Annotated in this window: 23 protein-coding genes; 10 read left to right on the top strand and 13 right to left on the bottom strand. The window is 40.1% G+C overall.

What is annotated here, in order from left to right:
• Positions 1-376 precede the first annotated feature (376 nt).
• The 3 genes from BM073_RS00325 to BM073_RS00315 all read left to right on the top strand — a co-directional run bounded on the left by BM073_RS00325 (position 377) and on the right by BM073_RS00315 (position 3,968).
• A complete protein-coding gene (locus BM073_RS00325; RefSeq protein WP_091648680.1) occupies positions 377-2,119 on the top strand; it encodes a GMC family oxidoreductase in 1,743 nt (580 codons plus the stop codon).
• Between the two features lie 3 nt (positions 2,120-2,122).
• Positions 2,123-2,830, top strand: a complete 708-nt coding sequence (locus BM073_RS00320) for a gluconate 2-dehydrogenase subunit 3 family protein (RefSeq protein ID WP_091648678.1) — start codon at positions 2,123-2,125, stop codon at positions 2,828-2,830.
• A 70-nt stretch (positions 2,831-2,900) separates the two neighbouring features.
• Positions 2,901-3,968 carry a DUF6340 family protein gene (locus BM073_RS00315; protein WP_175557816.1) on the top strand — a complete coding sequence of 356 codons (1,068 nt, stop codon included), beginning with the start codon at positions 2,901-2,903 and terminating at the stop codon, positions 3,966-3,968.
• Between the two features lie 202 nt (positions 3,969-4,170).
• On the opposite strand, the gene BM073_RS00310 is transcribed toward BM073_RS00315, so the two are convergent.
• Positions 4,171-5,169, bottom strand: coding sequence for an IS110 family RNA-guided transposase (locus BM073_RS00310; protein ID WP_091648676.1), 999 nt, complete (start codon positions 5,167-5,169; stop codon positions 4,171-4,173).
• A 460-nt stretch (positions 5,170-5,629) separates the two neighbouring features.
• On the opposite strand from BM073_RS00310, the gene BM073_RS00305 reads away from it, so the two are divergent.
• The 3 genes from BM073_RS00305 to BM073_RS00295 all read left to right on the top strand — a co-directional run bounded on the left by BM073_RS00305 (position 5,630) and on the right by BM073_RS00295 (position 10,520).
• On the top strand, positions 5,630-6,763 hold the full coding sequence (locus tag BM073_RS00305) for an NHL repeat-containing protein (protein WP_091648673.1): 1,134 nt from the start codon (positions 5,630-5,632) through the stop codon (positions 6,761-6,763).
• Positions 6,760-7,926: a DUF4221 family protein gene (locus BM073_RS00300; RefSeq protein WP_091648671.1), complete on the top strand. Its 1,167-nt coding sequence runs from the start codon at positions 6,760-6,762 to the stop codon at positions 7,924-7,926. Before BM073_RS00305 ends, BM073_RS00300 begins: the two co-directional genes overlap by 4 nt.
• Before the next feature lie 92 nt (positions 7,927-8,018).
• A complete protein-coding gene (locus BM073_RS00295; protein ID WP_091648668.1) occupies positions 8,019-10,520 on the top strand; it encodes a WD40/YVTN/BNR-like repeat-containing protein in 2,502 nt (833 codons plus the stop codon).
• Positions 10,521-10,572: 52 nt separating this feature from the next.
• Here the strand turns inward: BM073_RS00295 and BM073_RS00290 are convergent, their stop codons facing one another.
• The 12 genes from BM073_RS00290 to BM073_RS00235 form a co-directional block, all read right to left on the bottom strand.
• Positions 10,573-11,169 carry a porin family protein gene (locus BM073_RS00290; RefSeq protein ID WP_091648665.1) on the bottom strand — a complete coding sequence of 199 codons (597 nt, stop codon included), beginning with the start codon at positions 11,167-11,169 and terminating at the stop codon, positions 10,573-10,575.
• A gap of 76 nt (positions 11,170-11,245) precedes the next feature.
• Positions 11,246-11,617, bottom strand: coding sequence for a response regulator (locus BM073_RS00285; protein ID WP_091648662.1), 372 nt, complete (start codon positions 11,615-11,617; stop codon positions 11,246-11,248).
• A gap of 116 nt (positions 11,618-11,733) precedes the next feature.
• Positions 11,734-13,119, bottom strand: coding sequence for a sodium-dependent transporter (locus BM073_RS00280; protein ID WP_091648659.1), 1,386 nt, complete (start codon positions 13,117-13,119; stop codon positions 11,734-11,736).
• Positions 13,120-13,159: 40 nt separating this feature from the next.
• The gene (locus BM073_RS00275) at positions 13,160-14,077 is read right to left on the bottom strand and encodes an SDR family oxidoreductase (protein ID WP_091648655.1); all 918 of its coding nucleotides are present in this window, start codon (positions 14,075-14,077) and stop codon (positions 13,160-13,162) included.
• A complete protein-coding gene (locus BM073_RS00270; RefSeq protein ID WP_091648652.1) occupies positions 14,067-14,912 on the bottom strand; it encodes a peptidylprolyl isomerase in 846 nt (281 codons plus the stop codon). The genes BM073_RS00275 and BM073_RS00270 overlap by 11 nt, the downstream gene beginning before the upstream one ends.
• Positions 14,909-15,844 (bottom strand): hydroxymethylbilane synthase, encoded by a 936-nt coding sequence (gene hemC / locus BM073_RS00265; protein ID WP_091648649.1) that lies wholly within the window; start codon positions 15,842-15,844, stop codon positions 14,909-14,911. The genes BM073_RS00270 and hemC overlap by 4 nt, the downstream gene beginning before the upstream one ends.
• Entirely contained in the window at positions 15,841-16,752 is a 912-nt protein-coding gene (gene rimK, locus BM073_RS00260; protein ID WP_091648646.1) for a 30S ribosomal protein S6--L-glutamate ligase, read from the bottom strand. Before rimK ends, hemC begins: the two co-directional genes overlap by 4 nt.
• Positions 16,753-16,754: 2 nt before the next feature.
• Positions 16,755-17,192: an ATP-dependent zinc protease family protein gene (locus BM073_RS00255; RefSeq protein WP_091648641.1), complete on the bottom strand. Its 438-nt coding sequence runs from the start codon at positions 17,190-17,192 to the stop codon at positions 16,755-16,757.
• 1 nt (position 17,193) lies between these two features.
• Positions 17,194-18,336 carry a DNA polymerase III subunit gene (locus tag BM073_RS00250; RefSeq protein WP_091648639.1) on the bottom strand — a complete coding sequence of 381 codons (1,143 nt, stop codon included), beginning with the start codon at positions 18,334-18,336 and terminating at the stop codon, positions 17,194-17,196.
• Between the two features lie 10 nt (positions 18,337-18,346).
• A complete protein-coding gene (locus BM073_RS00245) occupies positions 18,347-19,543 on the bottom strand; it encodes a GlmU family protein (protein ID WP_091649637.1) in 1,197 nt (398 codons plus the stop codon).
• Positions 19,544-19,612: 69 nt separating this feature from the next.
• A complete protein-coding gene (locus tag BM073_RS00240) occupies positions 19,613-19,858 on the bottom strand; it encodes a type B 50S ribosomal protein L31 (protein WP_026956569.1) in 246 nt (81 codons plus the stop codon).
• Positions 19,859-20,048: 190 nt separating this feature from the next.
• Complete coding sequence (locus tag BM073_RS00235; protein ID WP_091648637.1) at positions 20,049-20,720, bottom strand: YiaD family glycine zipper/OmpA-like lipoprotein; 672 nt, start codon at positions 20,718-20,720, stop codon at positions 20,049-20,051.
• Between the two features lie 221 nt (positions 20,721-20,941).
• Between BM073_RS00235 and BM073_RS00230 the strand changes: the two genes are divergently transcribed.
• Genes BM073_RS00230 through BM073_RS00215 form a run of 4 tightly spaced genes read left to right on the top strand, consistent with a single transcriptional unit; the run spans position 20,942 to position 26,470 of the window.
• Positions 20,942-22,591 carry a hypothetical protein gene (locus BM073_RS00230; RefSeq protein WP_091649634.1) on the top strand — a complete coding sequence of 550 codons (1,650 nt, stop codon included), beginning with the start codon at positions 20,942-20,944 and terminating at the stop codon, positions 22,589-22,591.
• 51 nt (positions 22,592-22,642) lie between these two features.
• A complete protein-coding gene (locus BM073_RS00225; protein ID WP_091648634.1) occupies positions 22,643-24,475 on the top strand; it encodes an ABC transporter ATP-binding protein in 1,833 nt (610 codons plus the stop codon).
• 29 nt (positions 24,476-24,504) lie between these two features.
• Positions 24,505-24,873, top strand: a complete 369-nt coding sequence (locus BM073_RS00220; RefSeq protein WP_091648632.1) for a hypothetical protein — start codon at positions 24,505-24,507, stop codon at positions 24,871-24,873.
• 58 nt (positions 24,874-24,931) lie between these two features.
• Positions 24,932-26,470, top strand: a complete 1,539-nt coding sequence (locus BM073_RS00215; RefSeq protein WP_091648630.1) for a YifB family Mg chelatase-like AAA ATPase — start codon at positions 24,932-24,934, stop codon at positions 26,468-26,470.
• Positions 26,471-26,479: the final 9 nt, after the last annotated feature.

Below are 26,479 nucleotides of genomic sequence, written 5' to 3'. Positions count from 1 at the left end.
TTAATCAAAATTATAATTTTATTGAAATTATCTGAAATCCAATCACTTATAAAGTGTTCTGATTTTAAAGGAAGCATTCATACTCCTTTAATTACCAAGAAATAGAAAACCATATCCTTCATTTCGATATATGGTGCAAACAATAAAATCAGAGTAGAATTTTAATTTTAGCTCAAAAAACAAAAATCTATTTTAAATAAAAGCATTTTTTTTCCATAATGTTCCGAATCTTTCTAATTGGGGATTGAGCACTAAGCATTATACAAATTGAAAAAGGCTTTTTACAATGTCGATCAAATTCAAGATTCTCCGATAATTCCTTTTTATACTCGAAATTTTTGCTCTATATTTTCAACTTCATTAAAAATTTTTGAAAATGAGTTTTCAAATCAAAGAATCCGGACAAGCTTACGACGTGATCATCGTAGGTTCCGGAGCCGGTGGCGGGATGGCATCCAAAGTTCTCTCTGAAGCAGGATTATCCGTTGCCGTTGTGGAAGCAGGTGGAGATTTTGACCCTGCCAAAGACGAGGACAGAACCCAACTTAGACCGCCATGGGAATCGCCAAGAAGGGGTGCGGGCACAAGAATCCGCCCTTTTGGAGACTTTGACCAAGCAATCGGAGGCTGGGATATTGAAGGGGAACCTTATACCAGAAAAGATGGCACCCAATTCGATTGGTTTAGATCAAGAATGGTAGGTGGTAGAACCAATCACTGGGGAAGAATTTCTTTGCGATTTGGACCTAATGATTTCAAAAGAGCCAGCATTGACGGATTGGGAGATGATTGGCCAATTGGATATGAAGATGTCAAACCATATTATGACAAAGTAGATAAGCTGATTGGAGTTTTTGGGACTAAAGAAGGCATTTATAATGAACCTGATGGTTTCTTCTTACCTCCTCCCAAGCCTAGACTGCATGAACTTTTCATCAAAAAAGGGGCTGACAAGGCTGCCATTCCGATGATCCCATCTAGACTTTCCATGCTAACCCGACCTATCAATAATGAGCGGGGTGTTTGCTTTTTTTGCGCTCAATGTAATCGGGCTTGTCAGGCATATGCGGATTTCTCAGCGGGTACCTGTTTGGTACACCCAGCTATGAAAAGAGGAAAAGTGGACCTTTATACTCACTCCATGGTTAGAAAGGTTACCACAGATGACCAAGGTTTGGCAACTGGAGTATCCTTTGTATCCAAAATGGACATGAAGGAATACAAGTTGAAGTCTCGGGTAGTAGTATTAGGAGCTTCAGCCTGCGAATCCGCAAGAATTATGATGAACTCCAAATCCAAAAGTCATCCGAATGGGATTGGGGCTGATTCCGGTGCATTAGGAAGGTATCTACATGACTCTACTGGAGCTGATCGCATGGGTATCATGCCTGATTTGATCGATCGTGAACGCTATAATGAAGATGGCGTTGGAGGTATGCATATGTATACTCCATGGTGGCTGGATAACAAAAAACTAGACTTCGCCCGAGGTTACCATATCGAATACTGGGGAGGCATGGGTCAGCCAGCCTATGGCACAGGCATGAGTATGGATAGCATGCGACAGTATATCAAAGATGAGTTTGGAAACCCTAGTCCGAATGGAGGCTATGGTGAAGGATTGAAAAAAGACATTCGAAGAATATACGGGTCTACCTTAGGAATGTCAGGACGGGGTGAAAGCGTTCCTCGTTATGACAATTACTGTGAAATAGACCCCAACGTAGTGGATAAATATGGAATTCCCGTACTGAGATTCAACTACAATTGGACAGACCAGGAAATCAAACAAGCTAAGCATATGCAGGATACTTTTGAAGAAATCCTGACCAATGCCGGAGCAATTCTTTTAGGCAAAAAACCTGGACCGGAAAGCAAGTATGGTTTGGCAGCTCCGGGTAGAATTATCCATGAAGTAGGAACTACCAGAATGGGGAATGATCCTAAATCATCTGTGTTGAATTCCAATTGTCAGGCACATGACTGCAAAAACTTATTTGTTGTAGACGCTGGGTCATTTGTATCTCAGGCAGACAAAAATCCAACCTGGACTATCTTGGCTCTATCATGGAGAACATCAGATTATATAGTTGATCAGTTGAAAAAGAAAAATATCTAAGCCATGAACAGAAGAGAAAACCTAAAATTACTCTTTACAGGCTCTTTGGGGGCAGGCTTGCTGATGACAGGCTGTGATCCTGAAGATAGCAGCATCGCTCATGAGCCTGTATTGACAGGAGGAACTCCTGGAGGAAGAACTGAAGAGGAAAAAATCAGGGACGCGAAATTACTGGCTGATCAATTTTTCACAGATGATGAGCGCAAAAAACTTGACACGCTGATTGACATCATAATGCCAGCTGACAATGAATCTCCTGCTGCGACGGAGCTTAAAGTGACAGATTTCATGGATTTCATGATGCTGGACCAACCCAACTATCAGACGCCTATGAGAGGTGGATTGATGTGGCTGGACTTTGAAGCGGATGAAAAATTCGGAAAACCTTTCAATGAGCTATCTAAAGATCAGGTTCTTGAAATTGTTGAATTAGTAGCTTGGCCTGATAAAGCAGATCCTGCCTATGAAGGAGGAGTGAAATGGTTTAACCTATTGAGAAATCTTACCTGTACTGGGTATTTTACCACAGAGGCAGGCTGGAAATACATGGGCTACAAAGGTAACCAGCCAAATGTATGGGACGGAGTACCAGAAGAAGTTCTGAACAAGCATGGCCTTTCCAATCCGGAAAAATATAGCGCTCTCTACCTTAAACCTGAAGACAGAGCCAAAGTCGCCCAGTGGGATGATGAAGGCAATTTGATCGGTTAAACCCAATAAAATCCACAGGTTATTTTCTGTGGATTTTTTTTGATCTATTTTTCCAGAAAATTCCAGCTCTATGTTTAAAAGCTTCAAACAAGTCTCTTTTTTCTTAGTGATTTCTCTCGCTATTCTTTCAATGAGTTGCTCCAAGAGCGTAACTCTCACAAGATTGACACCAGCCCCTATCAATGTACCCTCATCTGTTCAGACCATTGTTATTGTGGACAGAACTAAGCCACAAAATGAAATGGTGAATGTCATTGAAGGCCTGATTACTGGAGAAATGCCCTTTGAAGTAAGAAACAGTATAGAAGCAACTTTGGCCACTTTACAGCAACAGCTGAATACAAGCCCGCGCTATCAAATCAAACGTGCCAACCAAAGACTCACAGGTGGAATGTTTGGGCAGGTTTTCCCCCAACCTCTGGATTGGTTTACGATAGAAAGACTCTGTGAGCAATATCAGGCTGACGCCGTTTTAGCTCTTGAAAATTTCAATTCTGATTTTATCACCACTGAAAAAGAAGCAATCATCAAAAAAACAGTTGGGGAGGGAAAAGATGCGCAAACCGTAGAAGTAAAAGGATTGAGATTAGAAGGGGTAGCTAATGTCTCAGCGGGCTTTAGACTGTATGATCCTCAAAATAAAACGATTGTTGACCAGCAACGATTTCAAAAAACCAATACTTGGACTGCTGAAGCAGAGACCAAAACTCAAGCTCTCGCAATGCTAATTGCAAAAGCAGATGCCACTAGGATAGTTGGAGAGCTTGCCGGCTCCGGTTATGCTTATAAAATCGCTCCAATGTTTATTAGTATTAGCCGAGAATATTTCAGAAAGTCCAAAACTCAACCAGCATTGGAGAATGGAAACCGCTTTGCAGAAGTTGGGAAATGGGAAGAAGCCATCCAAACATGGGAAGAAGGGATAGTTGGAGCTGATTATAAGACCAGTGCTAAATTACTTTACAATATTGCTGTAGGTTATGAAGTATTAGGAAGCCTCCACATGGCTCATGATTATGCATCTCAGGCATACACCCAATATGGTTTAAAAAAGGGTAGAAATTATGCCCAAATGCTTTCTGCTGAAATACGAAATCAGGAGCTCTTGGAGAATCAAATGAGAGTAGAGAGTAAATAAAAGATAAACCTTTACTCAGCCTTTTTAGATGATTCTTCCACGTTAACAGTTTCTAGACTTTTTGATTATTTATTATTATAGATATCCGCTTTCTTACCAGTATTGACAAAAATACGGCTTATTGTCTGCTAAAAGGATCAGAATCCGGAAGCTTCGCCTGCCAGTATTCTAAGGTTTAAGCAAGAAGATTTTCAGTTTTTTTTCATGCGGCATATTTTAGTATGTCTACATAGCTGGAATTTCGGTTGACAACAGCAAAAGCCCTTGCAATAAGTTTATTTCTGATAATATTAAGTGTGCTCATTTTGCTTTTCCCTTCACCGGTTCTTCTCTTGTAATAGGTCTTCATCTCAGTGCTGTATTGGATGGCTGTGCCTGCATATAATGTCAGCAGTGTTTTAATTCTCTTATTCGCCAGCGGACTGGTTTTGGTTCTCCCTCGATAGGATGTACCTGACTGGTTGGGAAACGGTGCTGTTCCTGCATAACTGGCAAACTTTCTCCAGCTATCGAATAGGGTAAACCCTTCTGTCAAGACGATAAGTGCAACAGCTGTCTGTGGGCCTATGCCCTTGATAGAGTTAATCAGCTTATATTGGTTCATTAACAGTTCATCTTTGCGTAAAAGTTTGTCTATTTCTTTCTCCACGGTTTGGATCTGCTTATCCAAACAAGCGATTACTTCGGTATTGGATTTTTGATAGACTTTTAATTTGATTTCTGAAACTACAGCTTCATATTCTTTGATACGGGTGATGTAAGCTGCTCTGTCTTTTACAAGTCGCTCTCTGTAATTAAACAGCTTTTTGAGATCCTGGATGACCTTTTTGGGAAGAACAGTGGGGATAATCTTCTCCTGCTTTTCATAAAGATATTCAGCTATGTCTTTAGAGTCTGCCTTGTCTGACTTACCTCTTCTTATTCCCAAGGATCGCTTTAATTCAAGTCCTGAGATGATATAAAATGGTAGGGAGTGCTTTTCAAGAAACAAAGCAAGTTCTGAAGAATAAATCCCAGTGGATTCAAATCCGAAAAGCAGTTCTTCTGCGAGTATTAACCCAGAGTTTTCCATTACCCATTCCACCAGCTCCTGGTAACCTTTCTCATTATTTTCAAAGACTGCGTGGCATTGGTTGATCTTCAGATAGGCATCAAGTGTAGATTTACTTACATCGACTCCAATAATTGATTTGAATTTCATAATTTAGACATTGAAGTTTAACAAATGAGAGTTGCGGAAACTAAAACCTTTAACAGGCCTAAAGCCTAAAATTCTAACTGGTTCTGGCAACTCAACTAAGAATGGGGACTGATACTGGCAAGAGGTCGCTAGCCTAGCCGAGGCGAAAGTTCACCCCATTCTTTTTTAATTTATTCAATATCTGAGTCACTTAATAATCGTTAAGATATTAGCTCTGATTTTCTCAAATAATTCAACTTTGCAAACCTAAAGGCCGTGGCTGGGTCTTCCCTGTCTGCCGGTAGGCAGAGGTCATCGGTCTTCTAGCCTGTCTAGCAAAGAAAATAAGGCAACTGGCATGATTGCAGATAATCAGATTTATTATTTTCAAAAAAATAATAACCCACAAAATTAGACAACTAATAATTTTTAATTAGGTCATCCTTGACTATTTTTAGCGTTCATCTTTCTTTTTTGTATTATGAAAAATAATATTCTAGGCATCTGCCTTTTTTCAATCAGCCTTTTTGCCTGCGAGACTGAAAAAGAACAAAATATTCCTGAGTCTAATGAATGGGAGTTAGAAATTGTAGACTCGATTCAAGTGGATTATTTGGGAACTTTTAATGGGGGAGAATTCACCAACGGTACAGGCTTATTATTTAATTTCAAAGAAAACAAACTTCTCAAATTCGATGAGGAAGGCAACATCCTTTATGAAGAATCCTACCCGGTAGAAGGGCCCGGTAAGGTTTTTTACCCAACCAAAACCAGAATTACCAAAGATGGAAAATTGTACGCAGCAAGCTTTGTCGGTTGGTTATATGAATTTAATCAAGATCTAACTTTCAAGCGCGAAATCAATTTAGAATTCCTAACAGAAGCCAAAGATGGTGGTGGGATAATGCGTACTATTGATGAATGGAGAGATTTCTTGATTCTTTATTATCCTGGAAGAGATGGTGCCAACCCTTATGACCCTCATTTTATAAGAGATCATTATTTATTGGAAAAAGTAGACCCAGAAACTGGAAAATCCGAACCCATAATTAAGATCCCTCCCATTTCTAGATATTCATCTGATGCATTCTATGAAAGGCCGTGGATTCATTTTTCAGTTTTAGATGACCTGCTTTATTTGATATTGGACAATGAACCCCTAATCCATATCTACGACCTTTCTCAAGGCGATGGAAAATTCCTCAAAACGATTTCAATTAGTCCTTCAAAATTCATGGATAACGGGGAGCATTCAGAAAAATATCAATACATCTCAGGAAGTAAAATGTTAGATGGATCGGTACGTCAGGTATTTCCTACTCAGCAAGGCATAGCTGTTTATTACACAGAGGGAATAAATGAAGATGTATTTATGGAAAATGAATTATTTAATCCCGACAACTTCCCGGAATACCCAAATCATCAGAGACAGATCTTAAAGATTGTTCAACCCGACTCAACACTCTCCAATGAAATTTCAATTCCCTATAAAATTCAAAGAATACTGAATATTGAATCTTTGGACAAACCTTTTTATGCTCTACGACATGATGAATACTTAGGCGAAGAGCAGGATTATCTGACCTTTTATAAACTTCAACTCAAGCGAAAATGAAAAACCGACTACTGATTTTTCTATCTGCTTTTATTCTTTTGATTGGGTGTAGTCAAGAGAAAAGCGAAAAACCAACCACTCCCCTCAGTGAGCAAGAATTGCAATTTGAAATCTACGACTCTTTAGTTGTGGATTATTTGGGAAATCTTACTTTGATGGATATCAATCCTGCGGGAAATCGCTATTTATTAATTGATCAAAACACAGAGGATATCCTAGTTACGGATCAAAAAGGAACCATTCTTCACCAATACAACCTAAGTCAAGAAGGTCCTGATCAGATTTTGGGTAATCGTCTAGGAGTAGCAAAATTTATGGATAATGAGAAATACCTCGTACCTGGAAGTAAAGGACTGGCAACCTACACGCTGGATGGAAAACGATCAGATTCCTTCAAACCTGAATTTACTGGATTATCCAGCTTGGTGATTCCATCCAGTCAATCTCATTTCGTTTGGGGAAATCAAGTAATTGTTCAAATGCCCGGTAGATTTTCCGATCTGGGTCAACAGGGAATCGATTTACAGCTCAAATCAAAAAGATTGGAAATGGTTGATTTGAATACAGGAGAATATCAAGCAATCATCCCCTTTCCTCAAGAGTCCAAGTTTAACAGCGAAACCAAAGAGTACGGCGCCCTTGATTTTTATTGCAGTTTTACTGTAAGTGGAGATTCGCTTCATTTAAGTTTTCGTAATGAAGCGAAAATCTTCAGCTACTCACTCAAAAACTTGGAAAATCCTCCACTGGTAAAACCGATCCCTATCCCAAATTTCCAAGAAAGAAATACTGATAAAAAGCCAACAAATGGAGGCTTCAATGCTAGGGACTTTTTCCTAGGATCTATCAATTCTGTCTTGAGCCTCAATCAGGAAGAGCTTTTGATTTCTTATCTACCAGGCCTCGATGATGAAACTGCAAATCAAATTATTTCTGAAGCTGGATCTGACTTTAATAAAATGTTCGATGAAGCAGGTAAACTCAACAAAGGTGGCTTGGTGATTTTTGATGGAAAATCAATTAGCAAACTCATTGAAATCCCTGAAATTCTTGGAAGCTTGAATAAAGTCAAATCAAGAGAAGAGATCTGGTTTTCTTTGAATTTTTCTGAAGCTGAAAATGATTACTCAGTGATTTACAAGACTAGGTTAGTGAATAAATAAAACCATTCAACATCCACCTTTTCCTCTTGCGGGCATTTCCATACGGATTTGCCCGCTTATGCTTATATTCCTGTCCAATCACAGAAAACCGTATGAAAAAAACCACAACTTACCTGATTCTAGCTGCAGGGATTCTCTCATTTAGTAGCTTGCAGGCTCAGGATATCAAACCCACCAGCGAAAAGGCATTCAAGGAGTCTATGGAAAAACATCAACAGATGTTTAGCTCTACGCCATTGAAATCATTCAAAGCTCGAAATATCGGCCCTACCAACATGTCAGGGAGAATCGTAGATATCGAGGTAGCGCAAAACCCCAATACATTCTATATAGCTGCAGCTTCGGGAGGAGTTTGGAAAACTGAGGACAACGGACAGTCCTTCACCCCTATTTTTGACCATCAAGGAGCTTTGGGAATTGGAGATATGGCCCTTTCCCCTTCAAATAATAACATCTTATGGGTAGGAACTGGAGAAAATAATTCTTCCCGATCCACCTATGCCGGTGCAGGAATTTACAAATCTACAGATGCGGGAAAAACCTGGGAATTCATGGGCCTTCCATATTCGCAGCATATAGGACAGATTCAAATTCACCCTACCAACCCTGATATTGTATGGGTAGGATCCATGGGAAGTCTGTATTCCAAAAACAAGGAACGAGGACTTTACAAAACCACTGATGGGGGCAAGAGCTGGAAAAAAGTATTATACATAGATGACAATACAGGGATCATCGATATCAAAATTCATCCTTCTAACCCTGATGTATTATTAGCGGCTTCTTGGGAGCGATTCAGACAAGCATATGACTTCGTCGGTCAAGGCAAAGGCTCTGCGATATGGAGATCTGAAGATGGAGGAAACACCTGGAAAAAGGCAGTTGCTGGCTTTCCTCAAGATGAATTTGTTGGTAGAATCGGATTTGATTTTGCACAGAGCAATCCCAATGTAGTTTATGCACTCTTAGATAATCAGGCAAAATCTGACCAAATCCAAGAGGAACCTAGACAAAGAAGAGAAGAAGAGGAAAATCCCTTGAAATTTGATGATTTCAAACAAATGAACCTGGCTGAAGCTTTGGGACTGGAAGAAAAGCGATTGAACTCATTTTTACGCAGAAATCAATTTGCCAGTAAGTACACGGCTGAAGAGGTAAAAAGACAGCTTCGAACAGGTAAGATCACTTTGGCTCAAATAGCAAATTACAATGGGGATTCTAATGATGCCAATGCTGCATTATTTGATGCACCAATCAAAGGCGCTGAAATTTACAGATCTGCAGATGCAGGTAAATCCTGGACTAAAGTTTCAGAGTCAGATTTAAGAAGGCTGTACAATACTTACGGTTATTATTTCGGAGAAATTCGGGTAAATACTCAGGATGAAAATGAGGTTTTCGTTTTAGGCGTGCCTTTGATGGTATCTAGAGACGGAGGTAAAAACTTTTCCAGAACAGACTCCATAGGAAGACCACATTCAGACCATCAATCCATGTGGATCAATCCTAAAGATGGGAAACATATATTATTAGGCAATGATGGAGGCTTATATAGGAGTTATGGTGGCGGTGCGAGATGGGATCATCTCAACACGCAGATGCCTATTTCTCAATTTTATTCCATCATGACAGATAATGCCCGTCCATATAATGTTTATGGAGGTATGCAGGATAATGGAGTATGGTTTGGAAGTTCAAAAAATGACCCTTCAGCTCCTTGGGAATCTCTGATGGGTGGTGACGGAATGGTGGTCGCCGTGGATACAAGAGACAACAATATCGTCTATACGGGATTCCAGTTCGGGAATTATTTCAGGATAGACAAAAGTTCAGGAGACAGAAAGAGAATCACACCGGGCCATGATATTGGAAATACTCCAAACAGATGGAACTGGAGAACTCCGGCTCGTTTGAGCCATCATAACCAGGACATCATTTATATGGGTTCGCAGTATGTTTATCAGAGCTTGGATCAAGGAAGTACTTGGACTACCATTTCACCGGACCTAACTAAAAACAAGAAAAGTGGAAATGTACCATTTGCAACCTTGACAGTAGTTGAAGAGTCTCCATTTGAGTTTGGAACTCTATACGCTGGTTCTGACGACGGCAATGTCTGGATCACCCGCAATAATGGAGGAAACTGGACATCTTTGAATGCAGGATTACCTCAAGACAGATGGGTAAGCTCTATAGCTCCTTCCAAACATCAAGAGGGCTTAGTCTACATCACCTTGAATGGATATAGATTTGACGAGTTCAATACATATTTATTCAAAAGCACTGATTATGGAAAAACCTGGGTTTCTATCAAAGGAAATATGCCGGAAGAATCCAGTAATATCATAGTTGAAGATCATACCAACCCTAATATCCTGTATTTGGGTACCGACCATGGCTTATATGTTACCATGGACGGAGGAAATAATTGGAATCTATTCCAAGGTGAAATTCCAAATGTAGCGATCTATGATATGGTTATTCAAGAAAGAGAAAATGATCTTGTCATCGGTACCCATGGTAGAAGCGTATACATCGTTGAACTGGAGCCTATCCATAAATTGGCTAAACCAGATCAAAAAGTAATGGATTAAGTATAAGCTAAAAAAAGAGAGGGCTGCAATTTATTTTGCAGCCCTTTTTTATTTAAAACAATCTAAACCCAACAGAAAGAACCCATTGATTGATTCTGTTGTCAGTTTGAAAACTCGAAATATTGTCGGTGAATTTACTCAAACCACCTTCGTACTTTCCATCGATGGACAAGTTGCCAATATCCACCCCTAAGCCTGCCTGATAACCCAGAGTGGCATTACTAAATTCAGCATCCTGAACAGTGCCACCCGCATTTTTGAGATTTGAATCAATATTCAAACTTGCAATGGGCCCAGCCTGAACGCGTAATACTTTCAGAACTCTAAAGCCTAGCATAAGGGGAATATCCAAACGGTTAAAATTTGCTTCAAATTTTTCCCCTTGAGCCTGTGGATTTGATCTGAAAATGAATTCGCCACTGGTTTGGGTAAATAGAAACTCTGGCTGCACAAAAAATCCTGCCCCACCAAACCTGGCAAATAAACCTACGTGATAACCTAGTTGAGAATCTGAAGGAATAAATTCTTCTGATTTAAAATCAACTTCAGTGCTACTTAAACCGGCCTTAATTCCAAGACCAAAGTTTTGAGAAAATGCTGGAATAGCACAAATAAGAAAGAGTGTGAAAAGAGCTGAAAATTTTTTCATGGTAGTGAAAATTGGTTTAGTTTCTTAAACGACAATTTTCAAAAAAGATTTCCCTAGCAGGATAAATCTCAAAAAATCAATTCAAATTGCTAACAGCCTTTTTCTTGGCTAATTGATGTAAATCCCAGAAATCCATAGGTTTCGGAACCAAAATATCAAAAGGGATTAAGGATTTTCTTCTGTAATATTCTACATCTCCTGCCGTAAAGCCTATCACTGGAATACTTTGGGTTTTCAAATCACCTTTTATCCTACCCAGTAACTCAAGCCCATCCATTTCAGGCATCATGATATCTGTCAGTATCACATTAAAATTAGGATCCTTCCTCAACTCCTCTATAGCTTCAATGCCATTATGAGCTACAACCACTGTATCCTGAGACTTTTCGAAGATTTTTCGAAGAATCAATAGATGTAAATTATCATCGTCGACAACTAGTACTCTCATGAAATACAATTTTGTTGACATAAGATACACAAATACTTAATAAAATCGTTATTCTATGAAAAAATTTTCAAAAAAAAAGGAGGCATATAGCCTCCTCATTTAGAATTATAATTCGGTTAAGCAGCTTGAGGTGCCCCAAAAAGACCAATCATATTTAAGATAAGCAGTATGATAACAACTGGACAAACCCATTTGATAAAGAAGATCCAGCCTTTTCTGTAGATACCTTTAAAACCAGGAGCCCCACTTGCCAATTCATCAGCATAGTCTGCAATTTTCTGGCCCCATCCGGTATAAAGTGAAAGCATCAAACAAATAATAACCACCGCAAATGTTCCGAAAATGAAGTCCATAGCTCCAAAGAAACCTTGGATAGGATTGCTGAGGAAATTGAAATTGATTGTATTAAAGAAGTTTCCTTCAATGGATGACAAAGCAGACGGAACAGACATGATCATCGCTGCAATACCAACAATCCAAGTTGCTTTCTTACGATTCCACTTTCTGTCATCAATCAAATAGGCTACAGGCACTTCCAACATGGATATGGTAGAGGTCAAAGCCGCAACCATCAGCAATAGGAAGAACAAAGAGCCAATGATGTTACCGCCTGGCATGGCATCAAATACTTTTGGCAATACGTCGAATACCAATGCAGGACCGGCCGCTGGATCTTTTCCAGGCAACAAAGCAAACAAGGCAGGGAAAACCATCAAACCACCCAATAGAGCGACCATGGTATCCATACCTGCGATCCAACCTGAAGATTGGATGATATTGGATTCTTTTGGCAAATATGAGCCGAATGTGATCATCAAGCCCCATCCCACCGACATAGAGAAGAAAGCCTGACCAAGGGCCTGTAGAATTACTGTTCCATTGATTTTAGAAAAATCCGGATTCAAGTAATACTGAATACCTGCTTCTGCCCCTTCTAAAGTCACAGATCTACCAGCAATAAAAATGATGATGATGAATAATACCGGCATCAAGAATTTAGCTGCCTTTTCAATACCTCCAGAGACACCTCCCAATACGATAAGGATTGTCAATAATATAAATAAGAAGGTCAATGGAATAACATACATAGGTGTCTGAACAAACACCTCAAAATCTACTGGCAGATTGATAATTTCAGTGAAAATATATCCAACTGTCCAGCCAGCGATCACTGAATAATAACTGAACACAAAAAAGCAGACCAATACGCAGAGTACACCTGCTAGTTGCCAGAACTTATTTCCGCCTGTATCACGAATAGCTCCAATAGGATTTTTACCGGAACGTCTTCCCAAAGCAATTTCATTAAATAAAAGAGGTATTCCGATGAATAAGACGCAGATGATGTAAACAAAAACGAATGCACCACCTCCATTTTGACCGGTTAAATATGGAAATCTCCAAATATTTCCCAAGCCTACTGCCGAGCCTGCTGCGGCCATGATAAAACCGAGACTAGATCCCCATTGGCCCCTGCCTTCGGTATTTGCGCTTACTGCCATAGATTATGCTAAAGTTAAATTAAAGGGTATAAACTGCTTTTCAAGAGCGGGCTAAGATAATTTGTTTTGCTAAAATACCAATTGCCGTTCGGAAACTTTTGGGCTCAAATCCCAGCTCTTTTTGGGCTTTTTCAATTTTAAAGCCTGTTTTCAAAGGCCTTTTTGCGGGTTGAGTAAATTGTGTTGAGTCTGTACGCTTGATCAAACTCTGATCTAGCTTGAAATACTCCGCTGTCTCAACCGCCATCTGGTAGGGAGTTAAAAAGTCAGGGCCGGAAATATTAAATATGCCATCTGCGCCCTGATTGGCAATCAAGATACATCCCGCTGCAAGATCTTCTGCCAAAGTGGGAGTCCTGAATTGATCGTCCACTACCTGAATCTCTTTCCCTGCCTCCAAGCTTTCTTTCACCCAAAGAATGATATTGCTTCGGCTCATATCATGTGCTAAACCAAATACCAAAACCGTTCTAGCTATTGCCCATTTACTTTTCATTGCCTGTACTAGTCGCTCACCTTCTAGCTTGGTCTCGCCGTAATAATTTATAGGAGCAGGATCCGCTTCCTCAGAAAGTGGCCCCTCTTCACCTGAAAAAATAAAATCAGTGGAAACAAAAATAAAATGCGCTTCCAGTTTTTCAGCTTCTTTTATCAAATATTGGGTAGCCAAAACGTTGGCCTTGTAACAAGCCTCCTGATTCAATTCACACTGGTCCACATGTGTCATTGCCGCGCCATGAATGATTACATCAGGCTGGGTTTCTGATAGGACTCTCTCCACCTCCTCTTGAATTTCAAGATCCAATTGAACGTATTCAAAACCATCCCCGGGTAGTCTGCAAGATCCTCTTCCAGTAGCTATTACTTGAAATTGCTGCTCTTCAACCAGTTGATTTACCAACTTTTGGCCCAAAAGACCATTCGCACCTGTGATTAGGATTTTCTTTTTAGTTGCCATTGGGAAATTGATAGCCGAATTCTTTGGTGATTTTATCTTTGGTCATAGGCTCTACTGACATTTTCAAATAGACTGGATTCAAAGGCTTATCCCTTGCTCCTCGCTGTTCTTGAGCAATCTTTTCCGCTACATCTATCCCTGAAATAACCTCGCCGAAAACAGTGTATTCATCATCCAAATGAGGAGTCCCTCCCACCGTGGTGTATGCTTCTATTCTTTCAGCAGACATATCTTTGGTAAGCTTCATATTCAAGGACTGTTCGATTTCTTTTCGTTTGGAAATCATCAGATTAGTCAACGAATCAAACTCCTGTAATTCATAGAGTCGTGTATATTCCTGTCTAAGATTATCCTGACTCTGTAGCTGGACATATTGCATAAAAGCAGCCTGCAATTTAGCCATGTCTGTTATGAGCTCGTCTTGTGTGTAGACTTTCCCCAAGACAATGTAAAACTGGGAACCACTTGACCGCTTTTGTGGATTGATATTATTGCCTTGCCTTGCCGCAGCAATCATCCCTTTTTTATGAAAATGATGGGGTAAGATCTCTGCCGGTAACGTTGGCCACTCCTCAGCGGGCATTTCTTCTTTGGTAAAAACATCTCCTCCTTGAATCATAAAGTCCGGCAAAACTCTATGAAACTCTGTTGAATCAAATCTGCCTGACTCTGCCAAGTCCAGAAAATTATTTTTATGAGCAGGTGTGTCATCAAATAGGATGGCAACAATTTCCCCATGGCGGGTGTCAATTCTGACAATTTGTTCTTTCTGCCCTGCACAAGACATCAGAAGACCTAGGGCTAAAATGCCCCAAAAAGCACAATACTTAATCATGAATTCAATGTTGATTTGATTTGATCTAAGACTCTCTTGCCTCCGGCAGCAAATACTTTTTCGGCGAGTTCTTGGCCAATGACCTCCGGATTTTCAAGACTACCTTTTACTTCCAATTTAATTCTCTCGGATCCATCCAGACTAACAATCCCTCCTTTTAAAACCAGTTGATCTTGCTCTGTCTGGGCCAAAGCAAATACCGGAATACTACAACCTCCTTCCAATACTCTTAAATATGCACGTTCAGCTCTCAATTTGAGTGAGGTTTCTTGATGGTTACATGCCTGAATAAGTTGCTTTTTGATTTCAGAATCCAAGATAGTAGCTACTTCTATGGCCACAGAACCCTGCCCGACTGCCGGCGTAAACTCCTCCAAAGACAGCTCTTCCACTATCTGATCGTCGTAACCCATTCTATGCACACCAGCAAAAGCAAGTAATAAGGCGTCGCAAAGACCTTCCTCCATTTTTCGAATTCGGGTTTGAAGATTACCTCTTACCTCAACCGTTTTCACATGGGGATAAAAATGCTTTAATGTGGCTACTCTCCTGGTAGAAGAAGTACCCAAAACCAAAGGCTGAGATGCGTCTTTCAAATTGATTCCTTTTTTGTGAGAAAGCAGCACATCGTTTTCTTTTTCTCTTTCGGTAAAAGCAATGATTTCAAATCCTTCAGGAAGATTGGACTGCATATCTTTCGCAGAGTGCACGGCTATATCGATTCGGCCATCCAACAGTTGATCCTCCAATTCTTGGGTAAAAACTCCTTTACTGCCAATTTTGGAAATGGAGACATCTAAAATTTGATCCCCTTTGGTATCGATAATCACTATTTCAGACTCCAATCCGGATTTTTTTAGCAAATCCTCTACATGATAAGCCTGCCACAATGCCAATTTGCTGCCTCTGGTTCCGATTTTAATCTTTCTCATTGATCGTTGACCCTCTTTGGGCTATTCTTTTTGTTTACTCTTTCTTCTATAAACTTGATAATCTCAGCAGCTATATCAAGCCCAGTCGCCTTTTCAATTCCTTCCAAACCAGGAGAACTGTTGACTTCCAAGATCAAAGGACCTCTTGCAGACTGAAGCATATCGACCCCTGCCACATCAAGGCCTAAGGCTTTGGCCGCTCCCAATGCTGCCTGCTTTTCAGCTCTGCTCAATTTAATGACGGTAGCTTTTCCTCCCCGGTGCAAATTGGATCTAAACTCTCCTTCTGCCCCTTGCCTTTTCATTGCTCCTACTACCTTTCCATTGACTACAAAGGCCCGGATATCTGCTCCTTTAGCTTCTTTGATGAACTCCTGAACGATGATCCTCGCTCTCAAACCGTGAAACGCTTCTATTACTGATTGTCCGGCTTTCTTAGTCTCAGCCAAAACTACCCCAAGACCTTGGGTTCCTTCCAGTAGTTTGATGATCAGAGGAGCTCCACCGACATGTTCTATCAACTGCTTTTCTCCACCTTTAGAAAAGTTGGTAAATGCTGTTTTAGGCATCCCCAAGCCTGCTTTCGAAAGAATTTGTAAGCTTCTAAGCTTATCTCTACTTCGTACAATTGCCTGTGAATTGACAGCCGAAAATGCACCCATCAGTTCAAATTGGCGAACTACAGCTGTGCCATAAAAAGTCACAGAAGCTCCCACTCGAGGGATGATAGCATCCACGCCTGTGAGTTTTTCTCCCTTGTAAATAATCGAAGGGCCTTCCTGCTCAATAATCAAATCACAAATACTGTGATTGACAATCATAGCTTCATGTCCGGCAGCCTGAATAGCCTGATAAAGCCTTTTGGTAGAGTATAAATTGGGGTTCCTTGAAAGGATTGCGATTTTCATAATTATTTTTTTCGGTAGGCTTTTGCGACATTCATGCCTGACACGTCCACCAAGAATCGGTTTCGGAGTATTTTTCTTCCCAGTAAAATAGCGTTTTTCATACTGGACCTATCGGTAAGTGTCACTTCAGCATCAAAGGTTTCACCTGCCAAAATCATCTTTGTAATAATTAGAAACCTGGTTTCAGCCTGACCAAAAGAGTTTTTTACTTTCTTTTCACGGAAATTTTCGACAACTACTTCCTTCCCTGTGAATTTTTTATGGCCGGGAAGTAATGCTTCAAATACCAATACTTCTTTTCCTTCTCTGTTTTCTAATCGAATATTTTCAGCATGAACCGAACTGGTATAAGCCCCAGTGTCCACTTTTGCCCAGACTAGCTTTAAACCCAAGTCTGGCAATGATATTTTCTCTTTTCTGCCAATGATTTTCTTTTCCATCTTAGTCTATTTTAGCCATTAGCAGCACAATCTCCATAGAAAGATCAGTAAAAATCAATTTAGCATTGCCATTTCTTTCTAAATGATAATAGGCATTATTGAAGTGCTCGTATAATCCTGGTATATGCTCTTCCTGAAGTACCTTGCCACTGATCTTTTCGATAAAATCCCTATCCTCACCTTTAGTCCTTAAAAGTGAATCTACTGCAGCATTTTTGAGGAGAATCTCTCTCAAAACATTCATTCCAGCCTGAATAATGGATTTCTGAGCCTCCTTGTCAAATTTGTGAAATATATCAGCTATGGCGAAAACCTCCTTGAAGTTTTTACTGTGACACATTCTAAACCAGTTTCTGATCCACGAAACTTGTTGATCTTCCACCTGATTGACCAGTCTCATAGCCTCTCTTAAATTTCCATCTGCAATCATGGAAATTTGAGTGGCGGTTTGATCATCACATAGACCGGAATTCACTAGATATTGATGAACTTCCTCATCCCTGAATGCTCTAATGGAGACCTTTTGAGTTCTGGAAAGGATAGTGGTCAAAAGCTGCTCAGGCTGGGTAGTGATAAGCATGAAAATAGTTTTCTGCTGAGGCTCTTCCAAAATTTTCAACAAGGCATTCGCAGCCTGTGGATTCAAAAACTCCACTCCCCAAATCATCATGATTTTGTATCCCCCTTCAAAGGAAACCAACGACAATGTCTGGATGATCTGTCGAGCTGCACCTACAGAAATATTCAGTTGCTTCTTTTCAAAACCATTGAAATAGATATAATCATGGACATTGCCGTAGGGTTGTTCTTGCACAAACTTTCTCCAATTAGCCAAGTAATCCACTTTTTTATCCTGCCCCTCTTCTCCGCTGTCTTCTTTTTTAGAAGAAATGATCGGAAAGGCAAAGTTCAAGTCAGGCATTACTAATTTAGCCATCCGCTGACAGGAAGAGCAGGTTCCGCAAGAGTCTGAGTCACTTGGATTTTGGCAATATAAGTAGGTTGCCAATGCCAAAGGCATAGTCAAATTGGCAGAACCCTCAGGACCGTAAAAAAGAAGTGCATGCGCCAAATGGTTATTTTTGACGGCATTGATCAAATGTTCTTTGGTTTCGGGAAGTCCCGGAATATCGGCGAATTGCATGATTTCTTAATCAGGAGTTCTTTTCCCAAATTCTATAGTTTCTGGACAAATCGAAAACTTTTTGAAAGATCTCGGCCTCCGTATCAGTCCACTCCAATTTTCTTCTGGCCATGACTGCCTTGGCTGTTTCTTCGAATTTAGGAAATTGAAAGGTAGATAATCCTGCAGCTCCACCCCAAGCAAAAGAAGGAATAAAGTTTCTCGGAAATCCATCTCCAAAAATATTTGCCCCTACACCGACTACCGTTCCCGTATTAAACATGGTATTGATTCCACATTTGGAATGGTCTCCCATCATCAATCCACAAAATTGAAGACCCGTATTTGCAAATCCTCCTCGGGTATAATCCCAAAGCTTAACCGGTGCATAGTTATTTTTCAGATTGGAAGTATTGGTATCAGCCCCCATATTGCACCATTCCCCTAACACAGAATTGCCCAAAAAGCCTTCATGACCTTTGTTTGAATAGCCAAAAATAACTGAGTTGGAAATTTCTCCTCCAACTTTACTGTGAGGCCCTACTGTAGTATCTCCTCTGAGTTTGGCTCCCATATTTACCGTAGAATGATCACAAAGTGCAAATGGTCCCCGAATTAAAGAGCCTTCCTGGATCTCTGTGTTTTTACCAATGTATATAGGGCCGGCCTCTGCATTCAAAACCGCAGCCTTTATGATTGCACCTTCTTCAATGAATACCTGCTCAGGATTGTAAACTTTTGTAAAAGGATCTGTAAGTTCTTTTGATTTCCTTCCCTTGGTCAATAACTCAAAGTCTTTCTTGATCTCCGACCCATTATATTGGAAAATATTCCAGGTCTTTTGGATCAAAGTAGGCTCGCCTTGAATTTGGATTACATTCTTCTCGGCTACGTAACTAAGATTGGATTCACCTGGCTGGATTTTACTCGCCAGAAGTATTTTTCCAAAAAATAAAGACTCATCCTCCTTTAAGTTTTCAATAGCCTCCAATGATTTTTCATCAGGAAGCCATGCACCGTTTATAGCCAACAAATGCCCCTCTGCTCTGGGAAATTTCTTTTGCAAATAGTCTTGAGTCAGAAAAGAAACAGATTTACCACTGCGCTTTTCCCATTTTTCAGATATTTTCAAAATACCAACCCGAAAGTCAGCGATGGGTCTTGTAAATGCAAATGGCAGCAAGGAACCTCTGATGGAGGGGTCATCAAACAAAAGTATATTTTCCATGGGGCAAAAATAAAAAAGTCTCCCGGAATCCATGCTCCGGAAGACTTTTTAGCTGTAAGCAAATAAGAATTACTTCTTTGCGTATCTTCTGTTGAATTTCTCCACTCGACCAGCAGTATCGAGCAACATTTTCTTACCAGTGTAGAATGGGTGAGACTCAGAGCTCACTTCGATCTTATACACAGGATATTCTTTACCATCTTCCCAAACGATAGTTTCGTCTGTTTCGATAGTTGATTTAGTTAAGAATTTAAACTCAGAAGAAGTGTCATAAAACACAACGTCTCTGTAGTTTGGATGAATATCAGCTTTCATATTACTAGTATTTTTGGAGTAGCTTTTTCAAATGAGGCACAAAGTTATTCTTTTTCGTAAAACTCACCAAATCTTTATGGAAAATATTGAAGCTCATTGCCTGAATGTTTTCTCAGCAAGGATTATTTATAAAGAATTCTAAAGCTCCAGAATCTTTCATTCCAATTCAGACTACTCTGAGTCTTCAAAATTAACCTAATTGCCCTCGTCTAGCCATCCTTTTCATTTTTTTATTGGCATAAATGGCCACCTCGACCCTTCTATTCTGGGATCTTCCAGATGGGGTATCATTGGAGGCTACAGGATAATTTTCCCCTAAACCTTTATTTGTAATTCTTTGAGAACTTACCCCAAGGTTTGTCAAGAATGCGTCCACTGATTGTGCCCGTTGCTTAGATAGGGTCAAATTGTAGCCATCTTCCCCAACATTATCTGTATGTCCCTCAATCAGAATGTTTGTATCTGGGTACTTATTCAGGGTTTTAGCTAAATCCTGAAGGTTTGATTTGGAAGCTGGAGTCAAGGCCGATTGATCAAAACCAAACAATAAGCCTGAGTCAAAAGTGATTTTTATTCCTTCCCCGACCCTTTCCACCTTAGCACCCTTGAGGTCTCTTCTCAACTCTTCTGCCTGCTTATCCATTTGCCTTCCAATGATAGCGCCAGCCGTACCTCCTATTGCAGAGCCTATTATTATACCTGTTGCAGTATTTTTCTTCCCTGCTATAATTCCGCCCAAAACTCCTCCTGTAGTACCGCCTATTGCAGCTCCTTTGACAGCATTACTAGTTTTACAAGAGGGAGTCCCAAGTAATATCCCTCCTAATGCAAGGCCAATTAAAATTTGATTTGAAGTTTTCATATGGAAATTTATTTATGTGTATAATGGCAATACCCATTCCAACTAAACGTCTAACCATGTAGTTCACTAATTATATTTTTGAAACCCTGCTTCAGATGAAATTATCGACAACACTATATCTTTTTGTGAATATTTATTTCGAATTTTCAATTCTTTCCTAGTTTTAAATGATGCAAAAACTTACCTGCCATTACCTTGCTTGGAGCAACCTGTTTTTTTTAATGTTCCTAACATCTCACACATCAACCTTTGCGCAAGGAAGCTATATTCCTTACGAAAGAGAATATTATCACCGTATAGAGCGCTACGAAATTTTGCAGGGACAAAACAACCCCTTTTTTCAAACTGGATTCAAACCCTACAGAAGGGATATTGTAGCAAAGTACTTGGACAGCTTGGTGAACGATCCAGTAATTCAGAGTTCCTCAGATAGGTTTAACTTAGCGTATTTGGCACAAGACAATTGGGAGTTTGTCAATCAGGAAACCCCAGAATCCAAAAATCCTTTTCTCAAAAAGATCTATAGAAGACCAGGAGACTTTGCGCATTATTACAGTGATGATTTTGACATTCATCTAAGCCCGGTACTTTATATTTCAGGTGGTATGGAGACTGATAATGATCAAAACCCCGCCCAATTGAGCAGAGGGATTGTCGTCAGGGGCGCTATAGACAAAAAAGTGAGCTTTTTCACCTACATGACTACTTCGGAGGTTTTCTTTCCTTCTTGGGTTAAAAATTACGCAGCATATAACGGTGCTGTTCCTGGAGAAGGATTCTGGAAAGAGTACAATGCTGATGGATATAGCTATTTTTCAGCAAGAGGACATGTCAATTTCCATTTGACCAAAAGTATTCAAGCGCAGGTTGGGCATGACAGAAATTTTGTAGGAGAAGGTTACCGCTCCTTTTTACTTTCCGACTTTTCCAATCCCTACATGTTTGTCAAATTGAACACCAAAGTCTGGAAGTTTCAGGTGACAAACCTATGGACCCAAATGACTGCGGACGTTCTATACAACAGAGGAAGACCAACTGACGGACGCTATCCGCAAAAATACTTTTCCATGCACCGACTGGGATTCAATGTGGGCAAAAAATTGAATCTAGGATTCTTTGAATCAGTCATGACAGACAAAGTCAACTTCAATTATTTTAACCCTATTGTATTCTTTCGTTGGGTAGAGCAGCAATTGGGAACTCCTGATAAAGTCATGCTGGGAATGGATGGTAAGTGGAATTTTTATCCAGGCATGCAATTGTACGGACAGTTTGCCTTAGATGAGTTCGTATTTAATGAGTTTTTTGGCATAGATGGCAAAGGATCCAAAAGAAATAAGTACGGAGTTCAAGCAGGATATAAATACATCAATGCCTTAGAGGTTTCTAATCTGGATTTGCAGCTGGAATTTAATTCCGCTAGACCTTATACCTTTCAGGAAAAGTTTGACTATCAATCCTTCTCTAATTGGAGAACTCCCCTAACCCATCCTTTGGGTGCTAATTTCAAGGAGTTTTTGGGAATAGTCCGATTTCAACCAATTCCAAAATTGAATATCAGCCTATTGGGAATGTATCAACTTTATGGAGACGATCCTGATCAGAATACCAATTGGGGTGGTGATGTCTTGAAAAACAGATTAAATGGTAGTCCTACCGGCCTTTTCGGAAATACTACAGGACAGGGAGTAGAAAATACTGTTGTCCAATCTAACCTGGTGGCGAGCTATATGCTGAAACATAATTTCTTCATTGATGCCTCCCATACTTTCAGAAGGAGGACAGCTCAAGACTTAAATGCTCCTGAAAACAGCCAGTTTTTGCAATTGGGAATTCGATGGAACTTTATCCGTCCTGATTTCAATTTCTAGGCGGAATTCAATTTTGCGTAACTTGCCGCCTTGATTACCGAATAAACCTGCATGAAGACTTATTTACGAATTCTATCCTACGCTAGACCCTTTGGAAGATTCGTTCCCACATATATTCTCTACACGCTTTTTTCCATCATTTTCGGCTTAGTAAACTTCACTTTATTAAAGCCCTTATTTGATGTCATATTTGAGCAAGTAGACCCTCAAACCTTGGAGCAATACAGAGCTCTACCTGAATTCTCTCTGTCCATTGAATACTTCACGGGCTTATTCAATCATTATTTTCTTGATATTCAGGATGATTATGGAAAGGTGGGAACCCTGATATTCGTCTGTATCATTATTGTTTGCTCCGTTTTTCTTTCCAACTTATTCACCTATCTCTCGGGAGTAGTATTAGCCAAAGTTCGCGCTGTTGTCATCAAGCATATGCGCTCCGATATATTCGGTCAGGTGACTAGGTTTCACATTGGATATTTTTCCAATGAACGAAAAGGTGATTTGATGTCAAAAATGACCAATGATGTTCAGGAAGTTGAAAACACTATTGTACAATCATTGAGAGTTGTTTTCAGAGAGCCAGCGACCATCATTCTCTATTTTGCCGTGCTGTTTTTCATGTCTGTCAAATTGACACTGTTCACCATTTTAATTATTCCTATTTCTGGAGCAATTATAGGAGGGATTACCCGTCGCTTGAAAAAAAGAGCTGTTCAAAGTCAGCAATCTTTGGGTAGAATTGTCAATATCCTAGACGAGACTTTAGGAGGAATGCGGGTGATCAAAGCTTTCAACGCAGAGCGATTCATGTTTGGTAAATTTGATCAGGAAACTGATTACTATGCAGCCGTCAATGTGAATATGGCCCGCAAAAATGAGTTAGCCTCTCCTATTTCCCAGTTTTTGGGAGTCACTGTAGTTGCAGGGATTCTTGTATATGGTGGCAGTTTGGTATTAAGTGGAAATTCAGACTTAAGCGCATCAGACTTTATCACCTACATTATCATCTTTACGCAGGTACTCAATCCAGCCAAAGAAATCTCTAGAGCAGTCAGCAGTATTCAAAGAGGAATAGCCTCAGCTGAACGTATTTTCGAAGTAGTCGATACTCCTTCGAAAATAAAAAACCCTGAGAACGCCTTAATTCCAGAAGGATTCAATCAAAGCATTGAATTCAAAAATGTCAGCTTTGCTTACCAAGATCAAAAGGTAATTCAGGACATCAATTTTTCTTTGAAAAAAGGGAAGACAATTGCATTGGTGGGGCCTTCAGGGGGAGGGAAATCTACGCTTGCAGACTTAGTCCCCAGATTTTATGATCCTACAGAAGGGGAAATCCTGTTAGATGGGAAGGATCTGAGAAAGTTTGACATGGAAGGTATTAGAAGGCTCATGGGAATAGTCACCCAAGAATCCATTTTATTCAATGACACTGTTTTCAATAACATAGCTTTTGGCCTTGAAAACATTACCGAAGAACAAGTAATAGAGGCTGCCAAAATTGCCAATGCTCATGAGTTCATCATAAAGATGGAGGATGGCTACCAAAGTAGCATAGGAGAACGAGGCTCTCTACTTTCAGGAGGCCAAAGACAAAGACTGAGTATTGCCAGAGCAGTTCTAAAAAACCCTCCAATTTTGATTTTGGACGAGGCAACTTCAGCACTGGACTCTGAATCTGAACTACTTGTCCAGGAAGCCCTTACCAAATTGATGAAAAATAGAACCACTTTGGTAATTGCCCATCGGCTAAGTACCATCCAACATGCAGATGAAATTCTCGTGATTGAAAAGGGAAGGATCGTTCAAAGAGGCACACATACAGAGCTGATGCAAAGAGATGGCTTATATCAAAAGCTTTCCAGTATTCAGTCAGTTTAGTATATTCGAAAAATTTAATTGATAGAATTATGAAAAAGTTTCACCAAGTACTTCAGATTGTCCTGTTGGTCTATTTCCTTCTTTATTTGGTGTTTTTTATGGCTTTTGACACCTTAGGAGAGCTTTTTGGAATGCAGGAAGTCACCTCTCAGTCCATGGTAACTATCCTTTTGATTGGTTTTGTCTTGTTCTTGATTAGCTGGGGAATAGGTAAAGCAGTTTCCTCATCTCAAAATTCCAAAATCAACAAAATGGAAATTGAGATCAATAAACTGAAAGCTAAAATCTATGATTTTGAGCATCCTGACTTACCTGAAAAGCCTAAATCAGCTTCTACCAAAAGTTCTGAACCTGAATCTGGAACACTACCTCCACGACAAAATTTCACTAAGGATTAAGGAATAATTATTAACTAATAGTATATTTAAGGAAACCAATCGGTTTCCTTTTTTCATTATGGTCGCAAAAACTTTTGGAAGCGCAGTCTCGGGAGTAGACGCAAATCTTATCACAATAGAAGTCAATGTTGGACAAGGCACCAGTTTTTACATGGTAGGCCTACCTGATTCTGCAGTGAAAGAATCTCAGCAAAGGGTGGAGTCAGCATTGAAATATTTTGGGTTTAGAATGCCCCGACAAAAAGTAGTAATCAACCTTGCACCTGCTGATATCAGAAAAGAAGGATCTGCCTATGATCTGCCCATTGCTATGGGAATTTTACAGGCATCTGAACAGGTAGAATTTCCGGAACTAGACAAATACGTCATCATGGGCGAACTCGCATTAGATGGCAAACTTCGGCCGATCAAAGGAGTACTGCCTATTGCGATTGAAGCTAGAAAAAGAGGCTTTAAAGGCTTTATTCTTCCTTTGGAAAATGCCAAGGAAGCCTCTATCGTCAATAGTTTGGATATCATCGGAGTAGAAACCTTAAATCAAGCAGCCGATTTTTTGATGGGGGACCTCGCCATAGAGCCTTTGATTACTGATACTAGGGAAATATTCTATCACTCGCTGGACGATATAGAGTTTGATTTTGCAGATGTACAAGGTCAGGAAAATATCAAAAGAGCCATGGAAATAGCAGCTGCAGGAGGGCACAATGTCATCATGATTGGACCTCCCGGTGCAGGAAAAACTATGCTGGCTAAAAGACTGCCTTCAATATTGCCCCCACTATCCTTACAGGAAGCTCTGGAAGCTACTAAAATACATTCAGTTGCGGGAAAACTAGGAAAGAATGCCTCTTTATTGGCCAATAGACCATTTCGAAGTCCCCACCATACGATTTCAGATGTAGCCTTAGTCGGTGGAGGAGGTAATCCCCAACCTGGAGAAATCTCCCTGGCTCATAATGGAGTTCTTTTTTTAGATGAATTACCCGAGTTCAAAAGAACAGTTCTAGAGGTAATGCGACAACCTTTGGAAGAGCGGAAAGTGACCATTTCAAGGGCAAAAGTTTCAGTAGACTATCCTGCGAATTTTATGCTGATCGCAAGTATGAACCCTTGCCCATGCGGGTATTACAATCACCCGGAAAAAGAGTGCGTTTGTGGCCCAGGCATAGTTCAACGTTACCTAAACAAAGTTTCAGGTCCTCTTCTAGACCGAATAGACTTACATGTGGAAGTGACTCCAGTGAAATTTGATGAGATGACCTCCACCAGAAAGAGTGAATCCAGCAAAGCTATTCGAGAACGTGTAATTCAGGGAAGAGATAGGCAAAAAGAGCGCTTTTCCAACAATCCTGAAGTCTATTGTAATGCCATGATGCCCTCTCATATGGTGAAGGAAGTTTGCCAAATTAATGAAGCTGGCAAGGCTCTACTCAAAACTGCTATGGAAAGGCTTGGCTTATCAGCCAGAGCCTATGACAGAATCCTGAAAGTAGCCAGAACCATTGCTGATATTGCGGATTCAGCCGATATTAAAGTAGAACACCTAGCAGAAGCCATACAATACAGAAGCCTGGATAGAGAAGGATGGGCAGGGTAAAAGAAAGTC

The organism is Algoriphagus ornithinivorans, assembly GCF_900115305.1.
Taxonomy (GTDB): Bacteria; Bacteroidota; Bacteroidia; order Cytophagales; family Cyclobacteriaceae; genus Algoriphagus; species Algoriphagus ornithinivorans.
The sequence above is the reverse complement of the archived record's forward strand: the minus strand, read 5'-3'. Positions and strand labels throughout refer to the sequence as shown.